The 18456-nt window shown below is 42.3% G+C and carries 14 protein-coding genes and 1 riboswitch; of the genes, 5 read left to right on the forward strand and 9 right to left on the reverse strand.

All coding sequences use genetic code 11. From position 1 onward, the window contains the following. Positions 1–96 precede the first annotated feature (96 nt). Together NH399_RS13065 and NH399_RS13070 are read left to right on the forward strand one after the other, a co-directional pair. Positions 97–1188 carry an efflux RND transporter periplasmic adaptor subunit gene (locus NH399_RS13065; RefSeq protein WP_253040720.1) on the forward strand — a complete coding sequence of 364 codons (1092 nt, stop codon included), beginning with the start codon at positions 97–99 and terminating at the stop codon, positions 1186–1188. Then, on the forward strand, positions 1188–4247 hold the full coding sequence (locus NH399_RS13070) for an efflux RND transporter permease subunit (RefSeq protein ID WP_253040722.1): 3060 nt from the start codon (positions 1188–1190) through the stop codon (positions 4245–4247). The genes NH399_RS13065 and NH399_RS13070 overlap by 1 nt, the downstream gene beginning before the upstream one ends. Positions 4248–4284: 37 nt before the next feature. On the opposite strand, the gene NH399_RS13075 is transcribed toward NH399_RS13070, so the two are convergent. From NH399_RS13075 to NH399_RS13090, 4 genes are all read right to left on the reverse strand, one after another. Then, complete coding sequence (locus NH399_RS13075; RefSeq protein ID WP_253040724.1) at positions 4285–7398, reverse strand: efflux RND transporter permease subunit; 3114 nt, start codon at positions 7396–7398, stop codon at positions 4285–4287. Positions 7399–7417: 19 nt separating this feature from the next. Beyond that, complete coding sequence (locus tag NH399_RS13080) at positions 7418–8650, reverse strand: efflux RND transporter periplasmic adaptor subunit (RefSeq protein WP_253040726.1); 1233 nt, start codon at positions 8648–8650, stop codon at positions 7418–7420. Between the two features lie 155 nt (positions 8651–8805). Then, on the reverse strand, positions 8806–9144 hold the full coding sequence (locus tag NH399_RS13085) for a hypothetical protein (protein WP_253040728.1): 339 nt from the start codon (positions 9142–9144) through the stop codon (positions 8806–8808). Between the two features lie 90 nt (positions 9145–9234). Then, positions 9235–9906 (reverse strand): sterol desaturase family protein, encoded by a 672-nt coding sequence (locus NH399_RS13090; protein WP_253040730.1) that lies wholly within the window; start codon positions 9904–9906, stop codon positions 9235–9237. Positions 9907–10022: 116 nt separating this feature from the next. Here NH399_RS13090 and NH399_RS13095 point away from each other — a divergent pair, with 116 nt between their 5' ends. Next, positions 10023–11039 carry an AraC family transcriptional regulator gene (locus tag NH399_RS13095; protein ID WP_253040732.1) on the forward strand — a complete coding sequence of 339 codons (1017 nt, stop codon included), beginning with the start codon at positions 10023–10025 and terminating at the stop codon, positions 11037–11039. Here the strand turns inward: NH399_RS13095 and NH399_RS13100 are convergent. Continuing rightward, a complete protein-coding gene (locus NH399_RS13100) occupies positions 11011–11472 on the reverse strand; it encodes a hypothetical protein (protein ID WP_253040734.1) in 462 nt (153 codons plus the stop codon). The genes NH399_RS13095 and NH399_RS13100 overlap by 29 nt on opposite strands. Positions 11473–11671: 199 nt before the next feature. Here NH399_RS13100 and NH399_RS13105 point away from each other — a divergent pair, with 199 nt between their 5' ends. Then, positions 11672–12928, forward strand: a complete 1257-nt coding sequence (locus tag NH399_RS13105) for a pepsin-like aspartic protease (protein ID WP_253040736.1) — start codon at positions 11672–11674, stop codon at positions 12926–12928. Between the two features lie 2 nt (positions 12929–12930). Here the strand turns inward: NH399_RS13105 and NH399_RS13110 are convergent, their stop codons facing one another. The 4 genes from NH399_RS13110 to metK form a co-directional block, all read right to left on the reverse strand. Further along, positions 12931–13689 carry a hypothetical protein gene (locus tag NH399_RS13110; RefSeq protein WP_253040738.1) on the reverse strand — a complete coding sequence of 253 codons (759 nt, stop codon included), beginning with the start codon at positions 13687–13689 and terminating at the stop codon, positions 12931–12933. Beyond that, entirely contained in the window at positions 13689–14360 is a 672-nt protein-coding gene (locus NH399_RS13115; RefSeq protein WP_253040741.1) for a diphthine--ammonia ligase, read from the reverse strand. Before NH399_RS13115 ends, NH399_RS13110 begins: the two co-directional genes overlap by 1 nt. Positions 14361–14442: 82 nt before the next feature. Beyond that, the gene (gene ahcY / locus NH399_RS13120) at positions 14443–15846 is read right to left on the reverse strand and encodes an adenosylhomocysteinase (RefSeq protein ID WP_253040743.1); all 1404 of its coding nucleotides are present in this window, start codon (positions 15844–15846) and stop codon (positions 14443–14445) included. Between the two features lie 20 nt (positions 15847–15866). Continuing rightward, positions 15867–15958, reverse strand: a riboswitch (S-adenosyl-L-homocysteine riboswitch). A gap of 168 nt (positions 15959–16126) precedes the next feature. Next, complete coding sequence (gene metK, locus NH399_RS13125) at positions 16127–17287, reverse strand: methionine adenosyltransferase (RefSeq protein WP_253040745.1); 1161 nt, start codon at positions 17285–17287, stop codon at positions 16127–16129. 562 nt (positions 17288–17849) lie between these two features. Between metK and NH399_RS13130 the strand changes: the two genes are divergently transcribed. Then, a complete protein-coding gene (locus NH399_RS13130; protein ID WP_253040747.1) occupies positions 17850–18437 on the forward strand; it encodes a thioredoxin family protein in 588 nt (195 codons plus the stop codon). Positions 18438–18456: the final 19 nt, after the last annotated feature.

Raw genomic sequence — 18456 nt, forward strand, 5'->3', positions numbered from 1 at the left:
CTTACTTCTTGACGTCTCCTCGAGCAAGCCCTCCACGCTTAGATGTCGCCAGCTATACTATTCTGCAAATGTACGTTTATTTGAATTGAGATTATTATGATCGCTCGTTATCCACTAATTCTGATTACTACCATCCTTCTGTTACCGCTTACTGGCTGTGATTCCCCCCAGCAAGCCGCTCAGCAGGAGGTCATCCGTCCAGCCAAAATCACTCAAGTCACCGATGCCTCAGAGCAGTTGATTCGCACTTTTCCAGCTCAGGTTGAAGCCAATGTCGGATCGAATTTGGCATTTCGAGTCAGTGGAGAACTACAAAACTTCGTCGTAAAAGCCGGACAGGAAGTTAAACAAGGACAATTGCTTGCCAAGCTTGACCCAGAAGATTTTCAACTTCAGCTTGATGACCGCACTGCTCGACATCAACTGGCGATCTCTCAGTTCCAACGCGCTGAGGCATTGGTTAGCAAAAACTTATCCTCTCAATCAAATTATGACGAAGCAAAAGCCAATCTACTCATTGCAGAGTCGAACTTAAAGAAAGCAGAAACCGACTTGGCTTATACCGAGTTAAGAGCGCCTTACAACGGCACCATATCGAAAGTGTACATAAAAAATCATGAAAACATTCAAGCTAAGCAAAACATTCTGAGAATCCAAAGCCGCGAAATTATTGATGTATCCATACAACTTCCAGAGCGACTGGTTGCGCATATCAAAAAAGGCACTGGATACAAACCTACCGTTAGATTCGATGCTTTCCCTGAGAAATCTTATGAAATAAAAGTTAAAGAATGGGACACACAAGCGGATGCCGCAACACTCACTTATAAAGTCGTATTTTCTCTGCCGGTACCCGAAGGGTTTAATGTGTTTCCGGGTATGACCGCCAAAGTTTATATGGACCTCAGTAAAATCACTGACTTTGGACAAAACCTCTTTACGCTTCCTGTGGATGCTGTGTTTTCACCTGAAGACATACAACTGCAAAGTGATGAGCGATTTGTCTGGAAATTTGATCCTGAAACACAAACCGTTAGTAGACTTAAAGTAAAAGTAGGAGAAATTCACTCCGAAGGCATTGAGATACTTGAAGGACTCAACTCGGGAGACGAAATCGTCACCGCCGGAGTACATTATTTGTCAGAAGGTATGAAAATACGTCCTTGGTCTAGAGAGCGAGGCCTATAATGAATCTGGCACAAGCTTCTATTGAGAAAAAAGTTATCAGCTGGATGCTGACTCTGATCTTGCTCATTGGTGGAGTCGCTTCTTATTTTGGTTTAGGGCAGCTAGAAGATCCTGAATTTACATTAAAACAAGCCATCATCATTACCGCTTATCCAGGAGCCAGTCCGCAGCAGGTTGAAGAAGAAGTTACTTATCCTATCGAAAATGCCTTACAACAACTTCCTTATGTCGATCATGTGACTTCCATTTCGTCGCCAGGGTTGTCGCAAATTACCGTCGATATGAAAAGTACTTACCGCAAGGAAGATCTGCGACAAATTTGGGATGAACTTAGGCGCAAGGTTAACGACCTGCAAAACAAACTACCTTCAGGCGTACAACCTTCCAGCATCATGGATGACTTTGGCGATGTTTATGGAATTCTGCTGTCGGTCACTGGTGAGGGTTATTCTTATGATGAACTGAGAGATTATGTCGACTACTTACGTCGAGAGTTGGTCTTAGTCAATGGTGTTGGCAAAGTTTCCGTTGCGGGCGAGCAACAAGCGCAAGTGGTTGTAGAAATAGCCAGCCACAAACTCTCTGCGTTAGGCATTCCGCTTTCTCATATTTTTCAGCTATTGGAGACTCAAAATAGTGTCTCAAATGCTGGTCGTATTAAAGTGGGCAGCGAATCCATCCGCTTTCATCCAACCGGTGAATTCAAAAGTGTGGATGAGCTGGAGAATCTATTGATCTCTCAACCCGGCGCTTCCAAACTGGTTTACCTCGGCGACGTAGCCAGTGTTCACAAAAGCTACCAGGAAGTCCCGCAGAATATTATTAATTACAATGGCAAACAGGCTTTGCTTCTGGGTGTTTCTTTTTCTTCTGGTGTTAATGTAGTTGATATTGGTGACAAAATTAATCAACGACTCCAGGAAATAGAATACCAACGACCCATAGGCATGGAAATTAGCACCGTTTATAACCAGCCTAACGAAGTCAATAATTCGGTTAGTAGTTTTATCATCAGTCTGGCTGAAGCGGTCGTGATCGTTATTGTCGTTCTACTCATCTTTATGGGTTTACGTAGCGGCGTTTTGATCGGATTAATATTGCTTCTTACCGTACTCGGCAGCTTTATCTTTATGAAGCTTTACGCCATCGATCTGCAAAGAATCTCACTAGGAGCACTAATCATTGCCTTAGGTATGCTGGTTGATAATGCCATCGTCATAACCGAAGGGATACTCATCGGCCTTAAGCAAGGAAAAACGCGCCTTAAAGCTGCTGTTGATATCGTCCAACAAACTCGATGGCCGTTATTAGGCGCAACCATCATTGCTATTACAGCCTTCGCACCGATTGGTCTTTCTTCCGATGCAACAGGTGAATTTGCTGGCAGCTTATTTTATGTCTTGCTGATTTCATTACTCCTAAGCTGGGTGACCGCTATTACATTAACGCCTTTCTTCGCTAGCTTAATGTTTAAAGAAGAAATAGCTTCCGGCTCAACTGCAGACAATGATCCCTATCAAGGTGTTCTTTTCGTTTACTACAAAAAACTGCTCGACTTTTGTATGCGCTTCCGCTGGTTAACTTTGCTGTCAATGATTGGCCTGCTTGTTGTAGCCTTAATGGCCTTTGGACAAGTAAAACAGTCTTTTTTTCCAGCTTCTAACACGCCCATGTTTTACCTTGATTATTGGCGCTACCAAGGCTCAGATATCAGAGAGACACAAAAAGATATTGAGCAGCTACAAAGCTACCTGGCAAAGAATGATAAAGTGACTAACGTCACCTCCACTGTCGGACAAGGCGCACCACGTTTTATGCTAACTTATGCGCCAAAGCGAGCGTATGCTTCCTATGGGCAACTCATTGTTAGAGTCAAAGAACGTGACGATCTGCAATCAGTGATGGGTGACCTTAGAGACTATGCCAATAAAAACATGCTAAACGCCGAAGTGAAACTTAAACGCATGGAAATAGGACCATCCACGGATGCCAAGATCGAAGCACGTTTTATTGGCCCAGATCCAGATGTACTGAGAGAGCTGTCATTAAAAGCCAAAGCCATTCTTGCCGAAGATCCTAAAGCTTTTAATATCCGAGACAACTGGCGCCAGCGCAGTAAAATTATTCGTCCGCAATTTAATGAAGCAATTGCTCGACGATTGGGTATTAGCAAATCCGATCTCGACACACTGTTATTAAGTAGCTTTACAGGTATGCATGTTGGACTTTATCGCGATGGAACCCACCTACTGCCAATCGTAGCGCGGCTCCCTGAAAAAGAACGCCTGAACGTCGATAGTCTTTCAGGACTACAAATCTATAGTCCGGCAATGAAAGTTTATGTTCCGATCACTCAGGTTGTTGATGGATTTATCACTGAGTGGGAAGATTCTCTTATCATGCGCCGTGATCGAAAAAGAACTTTGACGGTTATGGCTGATCATGATGTGCTCGGTGATGAAACTGCAGCTAAGCTGTTCCAACGTGTGCGTCCGAAAATCGAAGCCATTCCTTTGCCTCATGGATACACTCTAGAGTGGGGTGGTGAGTTTGAATCATCTTCAAAAGCACAAAAAGCTATCTTTGGCTCTTTGCCTCTAGGTTATCTAACCATGTTTTTGATCACCGTCTTATTATTTAACGCCATACGCGCGCCATTAGTCATTTGGGCAACGGTTCCACTGGCTGTTATCGGGGTAGCCTTTGGCTTGTTAATCATGAACGCCTCGTTCAGTTTTATGGCGCTACTGGGATTACTGAGCTTGTCGGGCATGCTGATTAAAAATGGTATTGTATTGGTTGATCAGATCAATCTGGAGCTTGATGGTGGCAAACAACCTTACCAGGCCGTCGTTGATTCTGGAGTCAGCCGTGTTCGTCCTGTATCCATGGCAGCCATCACAACCATTCTGGGCATGATCCCACTCTTATTTGATGTGTTCTTTAAATCCATGGCCGTTACCATTATGTTTGGTTTAGGATTTGCCACGATATTAACTTTGATTATCGTACCCGTCTTATATGCGATGATTCATCGGATCCCCTACGGAGAAAAATAAAGCCTAGCATCGAGAGCATCGCTCTCGATGCTTTTTCCTAACGAGCTTTCGAAAACTTCCGGTATAACACTGGCAAAACTAACAAGGTTAACAAAGTTGAAGTGACAATACCTCCAACAATAACAGCAGCTAATGGACGTTGTATTTCTGAGCCAATACCGCTCGACAATAAAATGGGAATAAGGCCCGAAGCGGATGTTATCGCGGTCATCAACACAGGTCTTAATCTTGACACCGCTCCTTCGATAATGGCTTCTTGCATATCAGCAGTAGCGTCACGTCTTTGATTGATACTTTCCACCATGACCACGCCATTCAATACAGCAATACCAAATAGAGTAATAAATCCAATCGAACTGGGCACAGAAAGATAAAGATCGGAGACATAAAGAGAGATAATACCGCCAATAGTTGCAAGAGGAATATTGACTAAAATCAACGTAGCCTGAGCAATTGAGTTAAAAGCAAAGTAGAGTAACAATGCAATGAGCATTAATACGATAGGAACAACAATCATAAGTCGTTGTTGAGCCCTTTGCTGATTCTTGAACTGACCACCAATCTCAACCGAATAGCCCGTTGGCAACTTTAGGTTTTGATCAATACGATATTTAATATCCGCCACAACACTGCCCATATCACGTCCATCAACATTTGCTTGGACGACCACTCTGCGCTGAACATCATCACGACGAATTTGAGGAGGCCCGGTTTCAATTTTAATGTCGGCAACATCATCAACTAACACCCATGCTCCAGAAGGTGTCAGCAATCGCAAGTTAGCAATTTTTTCAGCACTATCTCGAAAGTTTTTTGCATATCGAACATAGACGTCATAGCGTTCGTTTCCCTTAATGATTTGACCAACTGCCTCACCACCTAAACCGACTTTTATCAGTTCCATCAAATCTTTAACTGAAAGACCAAAGCGTGACAATTGACGTCGGTCGGGGCGTACAGTTAACTGTGCTTCACCAGAAATCGCCTCTAACGCTACATCCCGAGTACCTGGAACAGATTTAACAAGCTGTTCAATGGCTTTTCCGTTCCTAGCAAGCAGATCTAAGTCGGGTCCAAATAATTTAATAGCCAACTGAGCTTTAACTCCAGAAAGCAACTCATCAACACGAGTAGCAATAGGCTGAGAAAAATTGAATAACAAACCAGGATACGAGGATAGCTTTTGCTGCATTTTTTTCTGTAACTCGTAGCGATTTGAAGCACTCGTCCATTCACTAACAGGTTTCATCCCTAAATAAATCTCTATATTGCTGACAGGCTCTGGATCACCGCCTATTTCTGCGCGCCCAACTCGACTGAGAGCATAGTTGACTTCAGGAAACTCCATCAATATAGCTTCTAACTTGGGAGCGACGTCTATAGCCGTTTCCAAACTGCTAGTAGGAGCCAGTGTTACTCGAATATTAAGAGTTCCTTCTTCTAACTCTGGAACAAACTCAGTACCAATACGAGATAGCAACCACAGGGCAATAACAAATAAAAGTAATGATGATGACAATACCCAACCTGGTTTCGTAAGCGCCTTTTGTAATTGTGTTTTATAAAAAGACTGAATTGAAAGCGTCCATTTACTTTCGCTGACTCTTGTACCTTTGCGAAATAAGATAACGGCCAGCGCTGGAACAAACACTAGCGCGACTATCAACGCAGAGATAACCGCAAGAATGATACTGGTCGCCATCGGTTGGAAAAGCTTCGCTTCAACACCTTCAAAACTATAAAGAGGAAGAAAAACCACCAAAATAATGCTGGTTGCAAAAAAGACTGGCCGCGCAACTTGTAAACAAGCAGTTTGTATGAGTTCTTTAGTAGAGTTCAATTCTTCTTTATAAGATAGACGCCTGATAATATTCTCAACCATAACAACAGAACTATCGACCAACATGCCTATTGCTACCGCCATTCCACCTAATGACATTAGGTTGGCAGAGATATCCAGTATACTCATCATCATGAGTGCCATGGCTATAGAAATAGGCACAGAAAGAACAACGAGTAAAGTCGCCCGTAGATTCATCAAGAAAAGTGCCAACACAACAATAATAATGACAAAAGCAAAAATGAGAGCGTCACTAACCGTTTCTATCGCCTTTGATATCAAATCAGCTTGATCATAAAACGCTTCAAATCGTACGCCTTCAGGTAGCGCTTGATTAATGAGTTCAACACGTTGATTGATACCATCTATCGTTTGTTTGGTGTTCGCCCCCATGCGTTTTAATACAATACCAGTAACGACTTCTCCTAGTGCAGTCGCATCACCCTCAGCATTACGTTGAGTCATAGAGACAGCACCTTGTCTTATTTCGCTGCCATAATTGACATTGGCCACATCAGACAGAGTCACAACAGCACCGTTAGTAATTTTTACCGGGATCTGTTTTATCTCTTCAATGCCTAGTTTCTCGCTTGATAACCAACCAACACCGCGGATAACTAATTGTTCTTGCCCACGATTAACATACCAGCCGCCGGCATTTTGATTATTGTCTTCTAGCGCAGTGACAATGTCCTCGATAGTCAGCCCTAACGCTAATAACCTCGATGGGTCTAGGTTCACTTGATATTGCTTTACTTCTCCGCCAAAAGATAAAACATCCGTGACTCCATCAACTGGCATTAACAATATTTTCACAACCCAATCATTGAGACTACGAAGAGCCATAGTATCAAAATCACTGTTAGGCTCTGCCACTAACAAGTATTGATAGATCTGACCAAGTCCAGATGTATCTGGACCTAACACTGGATTACCAACACCACCAGGAATCAACTCCTTAGCAGATTGTAGCTTTTCAAAAGCAAGCTGCCGGGCAAAATAAATGTCGGTTCCTTCTTTAAATACAACCGTAATAATCGATAAACCGGTTTTAGAAATAGAGCGAACTTCTTCAACACTGGGAAGCGAGTACATGACGGACTCAACCGGAAAAGTAATTAACTGTTCAACTTCTTCAGCTGCCAATCCAGGAGCCTCAGTATTAATAACCACTTGAACATTAGTAACATCAGGAAAAGCATCCAGATTGAGTTTAGGTATGGTAACAAAAGAAGTCACAATCAATACCAATAAAATAGCGGTTACTAATAGTGGTTTGCTGGTCGCCATTCTTATACATAACTTAAACATAGATAGACTCCATCAGCAATTAATGGTTATGAGGGTCAAAACCATTTTTTTGCTGCTCAGATGCAACAAAAAAGGCACCTTCTACAACCACACGGGTATTCGACTGAATACCAATGACTTCCTTCAAGTTACCGAATGTCCTGCCAAGTTTTATCTCTTTTGCACTAAAGTGCCCAGGTTCTTCTTCAACGTAAATCGTCCATTGTCCGTCGTTCCCGCGAATCAGAGCAGTTTCTGGCAATACAATTGTCGGGCGGTCTGTTTTGGACTCGAAAAATACATCGACAAACATCCCTGGATGCAACAAGTGTTCTTTGTTGCTTAAAATTAGTCGAATCACTCGCGTTCGCGTCACCGGATCAATGGTATGAGCTTCTTGTGCCAACTGAGCAGAGTACCTTTGGCCCTGAACTTGAATATAGACTTTAGTATCAGGTGTTAGGTTTAATCTCTCATTGACTGACAAACGAGCCTCTACCCATAACTGAGACTCATCTGCGAGCTCAAATAGAGGCTCACCGGCTTCGACTCTTTGTCCTTGATGAAATTTATCACGTAGTACAACGCCTTCGGTTTCTGCATAAAGGGTGTACTCTCCTAAAGCAACTGCTTGACGTGTTTGTAAAGTTTTAATCGCTTTGTCATTTAAGCCAAAAGCTTTTAATTTACCAAGTGACGACTCAAGAGCTACCTGGGCCTCGATACGACGTTTATCTTCGAGCAGGTTTTTACTCAATTTTTTTAGTCGATTCCATTCACTATAAGCCACTCGATACTCACCTTGAGCCTGAGCAATAGATTCACTAAACAAAGTGACCAATGGCTGCCCGGTTTTGACATGGTTACCTAATGATACGTGACGGCGAATAACAATCGAGGCAACACGCGGTGAAACCATAAACGAAGTATATCCATTGGTTTGCAATTCTCCAGGGGCATAACGGGCAAACCTGATAGGCTTTGCTTTTATAGTCTGAATTTTTATCTTGGCTAAAGTGATCTGTTGCGGTGTTAGCTTGATGGATAGCTCATCGCCGTGATTTTCAGTATGCGTTGACTCACTATGTTTATGAGTATCTTTTCTATCTTGATGATGGTGTTTATTTACAGTTTCAGAAGATGCTTGGTGCTCATGTTGTTCGCTGTGTTTCTCGGTATCCGAAAGTTGCGACTCTAGCAGTTCCGTACTGGCAGACAAGGTTGTTACAGCAAAGCACAAGGCCGTGCTCAAGAATACTTTTCTTAAGTTCATAATACTTGCTTCCAATAAAAAGGAGACGAGTTCTGTTGTTCATTAACAACAGTCCCAAAAAACGTGATGAAAGCCGAATGAAATAAGCACTGAGTTCAATACATTAATCTATTTTTGATAATGCAGTGACGGCTTATACAAACAGCAAAATGAACTTAAAGTATCGGTGGTCGATAAAGGGATGAAGGTATGATATCAGGAAGAATACTGAGATAACGAATAAGAGACTGATTGGATTCAATGGGTATCGATGCAGAACTAATATTGAATAAATCTGCAAGCTGTCCTCCATGACAGTGGCAACAATGCCCACAGTCTCCGGCATCTGAGAAGTCAGAAAAAGACTCTGCATGAGCAATATCTAATTCAAGCTCATGCTCATCGAGAACAATATGCTGATTAGGTTCTTGATGAAACTGGTGCACATCAACCGCAGCGACCATTGGCTGAGCCACAATAAGTAACAGTAATGTGAATAGAAAGTACAGTTTCATCAGGACAGCTTAATCAATGAGTCGGTTTGCCTTAAGTAGACCGCTTTATGATAACCAAAAAATATCCGTTAGCAAACCTCCAGATGGAAATTAGTGATTCTCGTCTCGATATAGCGTCCCCATTATCCAGTCAGTTATGGGAAAAGTAATATTGAAATTACAGTGTTGCATGATACGAACATCATGATGATGCTGGTGCCTTTGCTTCATGGAGATAAACCAGGATTGTCGAGTGATCCATCCTTGATAATCAATATGGTATAAAGTATGAAACACCTCATACATCAAATAGTAAGCGGACGCCGTAAAAATAAAAAAGCAGGCGACATTAAGACCAAATAGGTAGTTGACAACTAGGGCACCTGGCAAAGCAAAACCTATAAAAAAGAACAGCACTAAAGACAAAGGAAAAAGAGTGGCACAAAGATCTCTTTTTTCCTGCAACAGCATATTGTTATACGTATAAAAACGATGGTGCTGTAAAGTATGACGACGGAAAACCAGAGACAACCACGAAATACGTCGATGCATAACCCAACGATGTGCAGCATACTCAATCACATTGGCATAAAAAAAGGTGACAGGAATCGTCATTAACTGCCATACAGTGGGTTGTTCTAGTCCAATCAAAGACAACAGCATAATGCTGGTTGCGATAACGACAACCATTTTTGCATGTAGCTCCCCGTTATAACTTTTAGATATTCGGGTTTCCCGATAAATCGAACGATAGTTTAAAACTTTATCAATAACACCTGACATAACATAGTCCAAACGGCACACATTGTTATATTTTTATCGATATGGCTGTGAAATGCTTGACACGAGATGCAATATTTTTAACTCTAGAGACATCTCAGATTACACGGATAATCAATTTGCTATCTGTATCTTCTTATTATTTTAACGAGCTACTGCATTATGTAAGCAAGACTACGGCATTGTCTGTCGAAAAGCTTCAACAGCAGTATCCGTTGACCCCTGGAGGAGATAACTTTGAGATCAACCGTGTTTCTTTTGAACAGCATCAGTCGTTGATGCAACTTGGTGCAACAATCAGTGGTAACAAGCTTTTTGGTTTAGAATTTGGTCAACAAGCTTCCACTCGTTCTTTCTCTTTACTGGCTTACTTAACACTGTCATCAAGCACATTATTACAAGCGGCGAACCTACTACAGAAATATGAAGCATTGGTTAGCACCATTGGGCAAGCAAAGGTCTTCGAGAGAGAAGACAACTACAGTATTTGCTGGCATCCAGACACTTCCATCAATCACCTTAGTTATCATGTTATCGATGCTATTTTGGCTGGCTGGATTAACTTTGCTCGATATATCGTTCAACACGATATGAACCCGATCAAAGTGTCACTAAGCCATCATGGAAATCATGCTGAGATTTATCAATCGATTTGGAACTGCCCTGTCGAAATGCATGCATCAAAATGCGAGTTGTTAATTTCTAAGGCCGATATGGATCGTCCTGTTGTTTTGCAAGACAAGGTGACGAATCAAGCATTACAGATATCAGCCAACCGCAAGCTCAGAGAAATAAAAACCAGCCATGAATATTATGACAAAGTTTATCAATGTATCTACGAACATTACTTAACAACCAATATTGAACTAAAAGTCATAGCGGCCAAACTGGATGTCAACCCTCGTCAGTTACAACATTGCTTAAAGATGGAAGGTTACAGTTTTAATTTTATCTGGGATAGTATTCGCAAAGAACTTGCAATCACTCTGATTAATGGCGCTTCCGACGATTTAGTAGCAATAGCCCATCAATTACAGTTTTCGGAGCAAAGCGCTTTTAATCGAGCTTTTAAGCGCTGGACGGGAAGAACGCCTCGAGAGTATCAAGCTAATCCCGGGCAACTACACCTAACTTAATCAGGCGATCAGTATTTACTTTTCTGACAGCACACCAACGTAACCACGCACTACGTCCTATCAAAATACCAATCACAATTAAAACGACACTGAACATAAATGATAAGACATTAACGCCTAAACCAATAAAGAATAAACCACAAAAAATAAGCGTGATAGATAGCATAAAGTATGCAATTGCAGGAAGTGGGCTCGACACAACATTTTGCGTCAAATTATTGTAGGCCAAAGCTTCGAACTCTCGCCCTTTATTTTTTCCTGCAACAATTATATGGTCACCTTCATTCATCTCAACCGGACAACCAGGTTTCAAACAAACAAAGTGTTGCTCCAGCATAAAGTCAGCAAAATGAGAACGATTAGTAAGAGGACTTGCGTCAAACAACTCAGATGAAAACCGAATGCCTTTTGCGGTCCCGTTTAAAACTTTCAATGCTTTGCCTCCTTGCTCACAATTGACCTCATACTACAACACTCATCTCCAAAAAATCCAGCCACCCTACCTCTAAAATGTTAACGAATATTTCAATTCCAGATATTTTAGTCACTTGTTTTCGTCAACATATCTTTATAACCTTGCACAGTACTCGGTTCAAAGACAATCAACTTTATGGCTTGAGGATAATGAGATCATGACGACTAAGCAGAAAAAAATGTTAAAGCTTCCCATTACCAATATCTTTGCCAAAGGCGATTATAGTGTAAAGCTCTACCTGGGTAGTGAAAGACAACCGGCTTACGTTGTACTGGACACAGGCAGCAGCACATTAGCCATTCATGACGAAGTTTATCATCCACAAAAAGATCAAAACCTGACGCCAACCACTTACGCTCAAGATGTTACTTATGGTGTGGGAGGCTGGGCAGGCCCAGTTGTTCATACCACTTTAGATCTTCATACGGGTGATGAAGACATTCCCTTAAACAACGCGCCTATCGCGATTATGACCTCAGAACAAGAGAACTTTCTGACGGTTGATGGCATTTGGGGACTTGCTTATCATCATTTAAACAAAGCCTACAACATGGAAGAATACCTTAAAGAAAATGAGGTAAATCCCGCTAATACTTATCCTTGGCCTTTCCCGCTCGATGGGCAAGCGTTAAATATTAGAGACTTTAAACATTTGCTACAACAACAGCCCGAGCATGATATTACTCCCTACTTTACCGAGCTTGAAGAACATCAACTAGTCGCCAATAAATTTGCGTTCTATACCAAACGCTCAAGTATTCATATTACTCATGACAATGCACAAGAAGCCGATTTAATGGCCGACCCACTTAATCAAGGTTTTTTTATTATTGGTAGCGGTGAAGAACATACTGAGCTTTATGAGGGAGATTTCGCAGCCGTAAAGATACTTCATGACACTTATTACAATGCCAATTTAAAAAACGTCCGTGTCGAAGGCTGTGCCGATTTTGTTGCACCGCCATTAGATAAAGCCCATATCAATACCGCTTTTACCAATGCCATCATAGATAGCGGAACCACTCTGGCCGTGCTGCAACATTCCATTTATCAATACATTATTGAGAGCTTTACTCAAATAAACGCCGCATTCGCTGATTGCCTGGCACCTTTTAAAAACTTTGACGGAAAAGAACACGGCATTCCGCAGGAGCAAGTAAAACTCGAAGAGTGGCCAAATATCTACTTTACCTTCGAAGGCGAATTCGAAGACGTCACACTCACTTGTACGCCTCAAGATTATTGGCAGGTTAATGCACCACAACATGGACTGATTTCTTTCAAATTTTTGAGCCAACTGCCTAATTGGCCAGAACAATCCATTTTAGGATTGCCCGTTATGAATCCCTACTTTTGTATTTTTGATCGCTCAGAACACCAATTAGGAGTTGTTAAGTTCGCCCGCAGAAAATAATCTTAGTCTTTTTGCCAGGGCATCACATCGCAATCAGCCACCGTACCACTTTCATTAGCCTCAAGTTGCTTTGCTAACTGTTTGCGTCCCATCACTTTATTGTGATGATAATATTGAGCCAGCTTGGGATATTCATGAGCCTGCCCTACTGGGCAGGCGACGCGCGCATTACAACCTTGATGGCAGTCTGTACTGCTTTTGTGATAATCAAAACAGACCTTATAGTTCCAACCGTTATGACTGATCGCAGAAGCTGGACATGCACTCATACATTCTTGTTTGCATTTTTTACAGGGAGCGGGTTCATTTAATGTTGAAGGCGCTATTTTTTCTTTAGTAAAGCAAGCTAACCGAAGTCCAATCCACAAACCAAATTCAGGGTGGATAAGCAGCCCAGTAGGGCTCTTCCAACCCAGAGCGGCAACACCTGCCAACATTCGGAAATCAACAAAGTCCTTATCGGTCATTGAACAACGCCGCCACACGCGCGATGGTGATGGAATATCGACTTGCGACAAAGTATTTTTAATAAATTGGTCGAGAGGATGTTCGTGTTGCTTAAGAAAATTTCGATGCAAACTGAGATGATTGTAAAAAGATTGCCACAGGGCCCCACCACCAGAAGCAAACACGATAACAGACTGACACCCCTCTAAAACGTCTTGATGATTCTGACCATCGGCAACGGCATAGCAATTAATACCAATCTTGTGTAAGCCACCATAAATGGTTGCAATCTCTTGTGGCAGCTCGCTTGCCATTAATCAACGGCCCGATTAAAATAAAATGCAAAACGATCATCGCAATCAACATGAATATCAGGCAGTGGGATACTTTGTTTAAACATAGGTCCATCCGTTACCAAGGTATGAAACTCGCCATTTTCGCCACAAGGATCGACAGAGCTGGGTAGCTCAGCCAGAAATTCTAAATCAAATTTCCTGCCAGCAAAGCTTGCATCGAGCTGTGTCGTATCGACAGAAGCAATGGTCGTCTTTAGATTTTGACTTATCATTTCGCACGCTAACTGATGGGTATCTAACTTCCATAGAGGGAATAACAACGGCATGCCAAACTGATGAAATAAAGCTTCACGATATTTTCGAATATCCGATAAAAAAAGATCACCCATCGCCCAATGACTCACCTCCAGGTGTCGAGTTTGCCCAATCAAATCGGCAATTCCCTGTGCATAAACATCATGAGCAGGTCGCATGGGTAGATAGGTACGATACAGAGGCAACCCAATCGACTCGGCTTGTTTTTCTAGCCAACTTTCGTGTGTCGAATGAATGGCGACTTGGCGAGATTGCTCATCCACCGTCGTTACCAGACCAACCACTTCTACATCGTCTCTTTGCTGCAGCAAATGTAAAGTCCAGGCGCTGTCTTTGCCAGAACTCCACGAAATAAGAACTCGCTTTTTCATCATCAATAGCAGTCGTATTTAAATTGATTTAACCAGATGCAAAAAAGGCCCGCACAAGCGAGCCTTTAATTGCTTACCGTATTAATTAATAACGGTAGTGTTCTGGCTTGTATGGACCATCAATCTTAACATTCAGGTAGTCAGCTTGCTCTTGAGTCAATACGGTTAGATTCGCACCGATTTTCTCAAGATGCAGACGAGCCACTTTTTCGTCCAGATGTTTAGGTAACACGTAAACACTCTTCTCGTAGTTATCACCATTTGACCAAAGCTCAACTTGAGCTAATGTTTGGTTAGTGAAAGAGTTCGACATAACAAAGCTAGGATGTCCAGTAGCACAACCCAGATTTACCAAACGACCTTCGGCCAATAAGATAATACGCTTACCATCAGGGAAAATAACGTGATCGACCTGTGGTTTAATGTTTTCCCACTCATACTTCTTCAATGATGCAACGTCAATCTCATTATCAAAGTGACCAATGTTACAAACGATGGCCTGGTCTTTCATAGCAGCCATGTGATCGTGAGTGATAACATCAAAGTTACCTGTGGTAGTCACAAAAATATCGGCCATACCCGCCGCTTCTTCCATAGTCACAACGCGATAGCCTTCCATCGCCGCTTGCAACGCACAGATAGGATCGATTTCTGTTACTAGAACAGTCGCACCTTGACCACGTAGGGATTGCGCACAACCTTTACCTACATCGCCATAACCAGCAACCAATGCGATTTTACCAGCAATCATCACGTCAGTTGCGCGCTTGATACCGTCAAGTAGTGACTCTCGGCAACCATAAAGGTTATCGAATTTCGACTTAGTCACGGAATCATTAACGTTGATCGCAGGGAAAGGTAAGCCACCGTCTTTTTCCATCTGGTATAAACGATTCACACCTGTTGTGGTTTCTTCAGTAACACCCTGAATGCTCGTAGCTGCGCGCTCATAAAACTCAGGATCTTCTGCCAGCTTCTTTTTGATAGCAGCAAATAAGTACTGCTCTTCTTCACTACCAGGATTATCTAACACAGAAATGTCTTTAGCCGCTTTACGACCTAATACAACCGCTAGAGTCGCATCGCCACCATCATCTAAAATCATGTTAGCTGTTTCGCCATTACCCCAATCTAGAATACGATGGGTGTAGTCCCAATATTCTTCCAGAGTCTCACCTTTGTAAGCAAAAACTGGGATTTCGGCAGCGGCAATAGCAGCAGCAGCATGGTCTTGAGTTGAGTAAATGTTACAGCTCGCCCAACGTACATCTGCACCCAGTGCGGTTAATGTTTCGATTAACACAGCTGTTTGAATTGTCATGTGCAAAGAACCTGCGATACGTGCACCTTTGAGCGGCTGCGACGCGCCAAATTCTTCACGCATAGCCATCAGGCCAGGCATTTCTGTTTCGGCGATCTTGATCTCTTTGCGACCCCAGTCTGCCTCAGCAATGTCTTTTACTATGTAGTCAGAAAAATTCGCTGACATAACTTTCTCCATTCATTGAATGTGAATGGGCGCCCTTGCATCATGACAAGCAATTCATTTGAGCGTGACAAGTTGTTTGTACAAACAACTCGCTGCAGCGCCCCTCAAACGAACAGGAAACCCTGCTGGGTTTCTGACAAAATGATTTACCAAAACCTATGGGGTTATTGTAAACCATAAAATTTTTTATACGCTGTAGATTGGTTCAACAACACTTTGCTACTTAAAGAAAAAGCCCATTGATCATTCAATGAGCTTCGAAATCTGAAATTGGCAATGATTATAGTCCAGCGTCGGCCTTCAGTGCAGCTGCTTTATCCGTTGCTTCCCAGGAGAAATCAGCATCGTCACGACCAAAGTGACCATAAGCCGCTGTTTTGCGATAAATCGGACGGCGCAGATCAAGCATATCGATAATACCCTGAGGAGTTAAATCAAAGTGCTTACGAACCAGATCAGCAATCGCTGACTCTTCGATTTTGTGCGTACCAAATGTATTGATAGAGATAGAAGTAGGCTCAGCAACACCGATAGCGTAAGAAACCTGAATCTCACATCGATCCGCTAGACCAGCTGCAACAATATTCTTTGCAACGTAACGTCCGGCATAGGCCGCAGAACGATCCACTTTTGATGGATCTTTTCCAGAGAAAGCACCACCACCATGACGTGCCATACCACCGTAAGTATCAACAATAATCTTACGTCCAGTTAAGCCACAATCACCAACAGGGCCACCAATGATGAACTGACCGGTTGGGTTAATGTGGTACTGAGTATCAGCGTGTAGCCATTCTGCTGGCAGAATCGGCTTGATAATCTCTTCCATCACCGCTTCGCGAATGTCGCTTTGCTGCACTTCAGGATTATGTTGTGTAGATAATACAACCGCATCAACAGCAACTGGCTTGCCGTTTTCGTAGCGTAAGGTCACCTGCGATTTTGCGTCAGGACGCAACCAGGGTAATACTCCATTTTTGCGTAACTGAGATTGACGCTCCACCAGACGGTGTGAAAAATGAACGGGAGCAGGCATTAAAATATCAGTCTCATTGGTTGCATAACCAAACATTAAACCTTGGTCACCCGCACCTAACTGCTTTGATTCGCCTTCATCAACACCTACAGCGATGTCGGCTGACTGTTTGCCTATAGCATTTAAAACGGCACAACTGGCACCATCAAAACCCACATCAGAGCTATCATAACCAATGTCTAAAATAACGTTACGGACAACCTCTTCGAGATCGACATAGGTAGAAGTTCTTACTTCACCCGCGATAATCGCCATACCCGTTTTAACCATGGTTTCAACCGCAACACGGGCGTGGGCGTCATCGCGAATAATGGCGTCTAGAACAGCATCAGATATCTGATCAGCCATTTTATCTGGATGACCTTCCGATACCGACTCAGATGTAAAAATAGTGTAATCCGCCATTGATTCTAAATCCTCATAGCATTCGTTAAAACTAAACCATCTGGCGATGGCTTAAGGTTGTAGCAGACTGCTAGACTGCCAAAAAATTTGACCAATTTTACTGGTTTAACAGAGCTTTTTCACCCGTTTTTTATTTACCGTTCCATGCCCTTTTGTTCTTGTACATTTAGAACGGCTAAGGACCAGCACGAACAAAGCACTCTGCTTACTCTTAATCTGCTCGACACATTAAATATTGTTGAGAGAGAAAACAACACTTTTCAATCATTTTCGATTCACTATAGAATGGTCACAGATAGAAATATCTTTATGTTGATCAAGTACTTATTTTAGAGTTAAACATCTCTTCAAGAGAACAATAAACTAATTTTTAATCAATGCAATTCTGAAATGATTAAAAACCCAGCTAATAAGTAAGAGGTTGTCGACGGTCTATGAGTCATCGCCACGACGATTGTTACAAAATCTTATTAGGTTGGTAATAAATTGAGCAAGTCCGATTAATAAAACAACAATATTTTAGTTGAAGTATAAAAAACCATTTTATTGGAGCATTGAATTTATGGCGAAGCTACAGACTCCCCGTTGCGAGTTTGGCCTGCAGGCCCCTAATTTTATTTTGCCTGGGGTTGATGATAAACAGTGGACACTAGAACAATGCCGTGGTGCAACAGGCATATTAGTAATGTTTATAAGCAATCACTGCCCTTATGTAAAAGCCATTCGCCAGCAGTTGGTTAGTGATGTAAAAGCACTCAGAGCAATGGGACTTGGGGTTGTTGCGATTAACGCTAATGATAGTCAGCAATACCCTGAAGAGTCCTTACCTTTTATGAGGTCCATTGCCCAGCAACATAATTTTAACTTTCCTTACCTACAAGATACGGATCAAAAAATTGCCAAGGCTTTTGGTGCGGTATGCACGCCTGACTTTTTTGGCTTTAACGCCATGATGGAATTGCAATACCGTGGCCGACTAGATAGCAGTGATTTGGAAAGTCCGGACCAAGAAACACCTAGAGAGTTAGTGCTGGCAATGCGCCAGATAGCAATCACAGGCCAAGGCCCTAAACAACAGAATCCAGGAACAGGTTGCTCAATAAAATGGAAAAAAGAAGGGGCTGATTTATCGCAGTGGATGACGGCTTAGAAACCATCATCCAACTAAA

The sequence above is a fragment of the Pleionea sp. CnH1-48 genome, assembly GCF_024124665.1.
GTDB lineage: Bacteria > Pseudomonadota > Gammaproteobacteria > Enterobacterales > Kangiellaceae > JAMXSB01.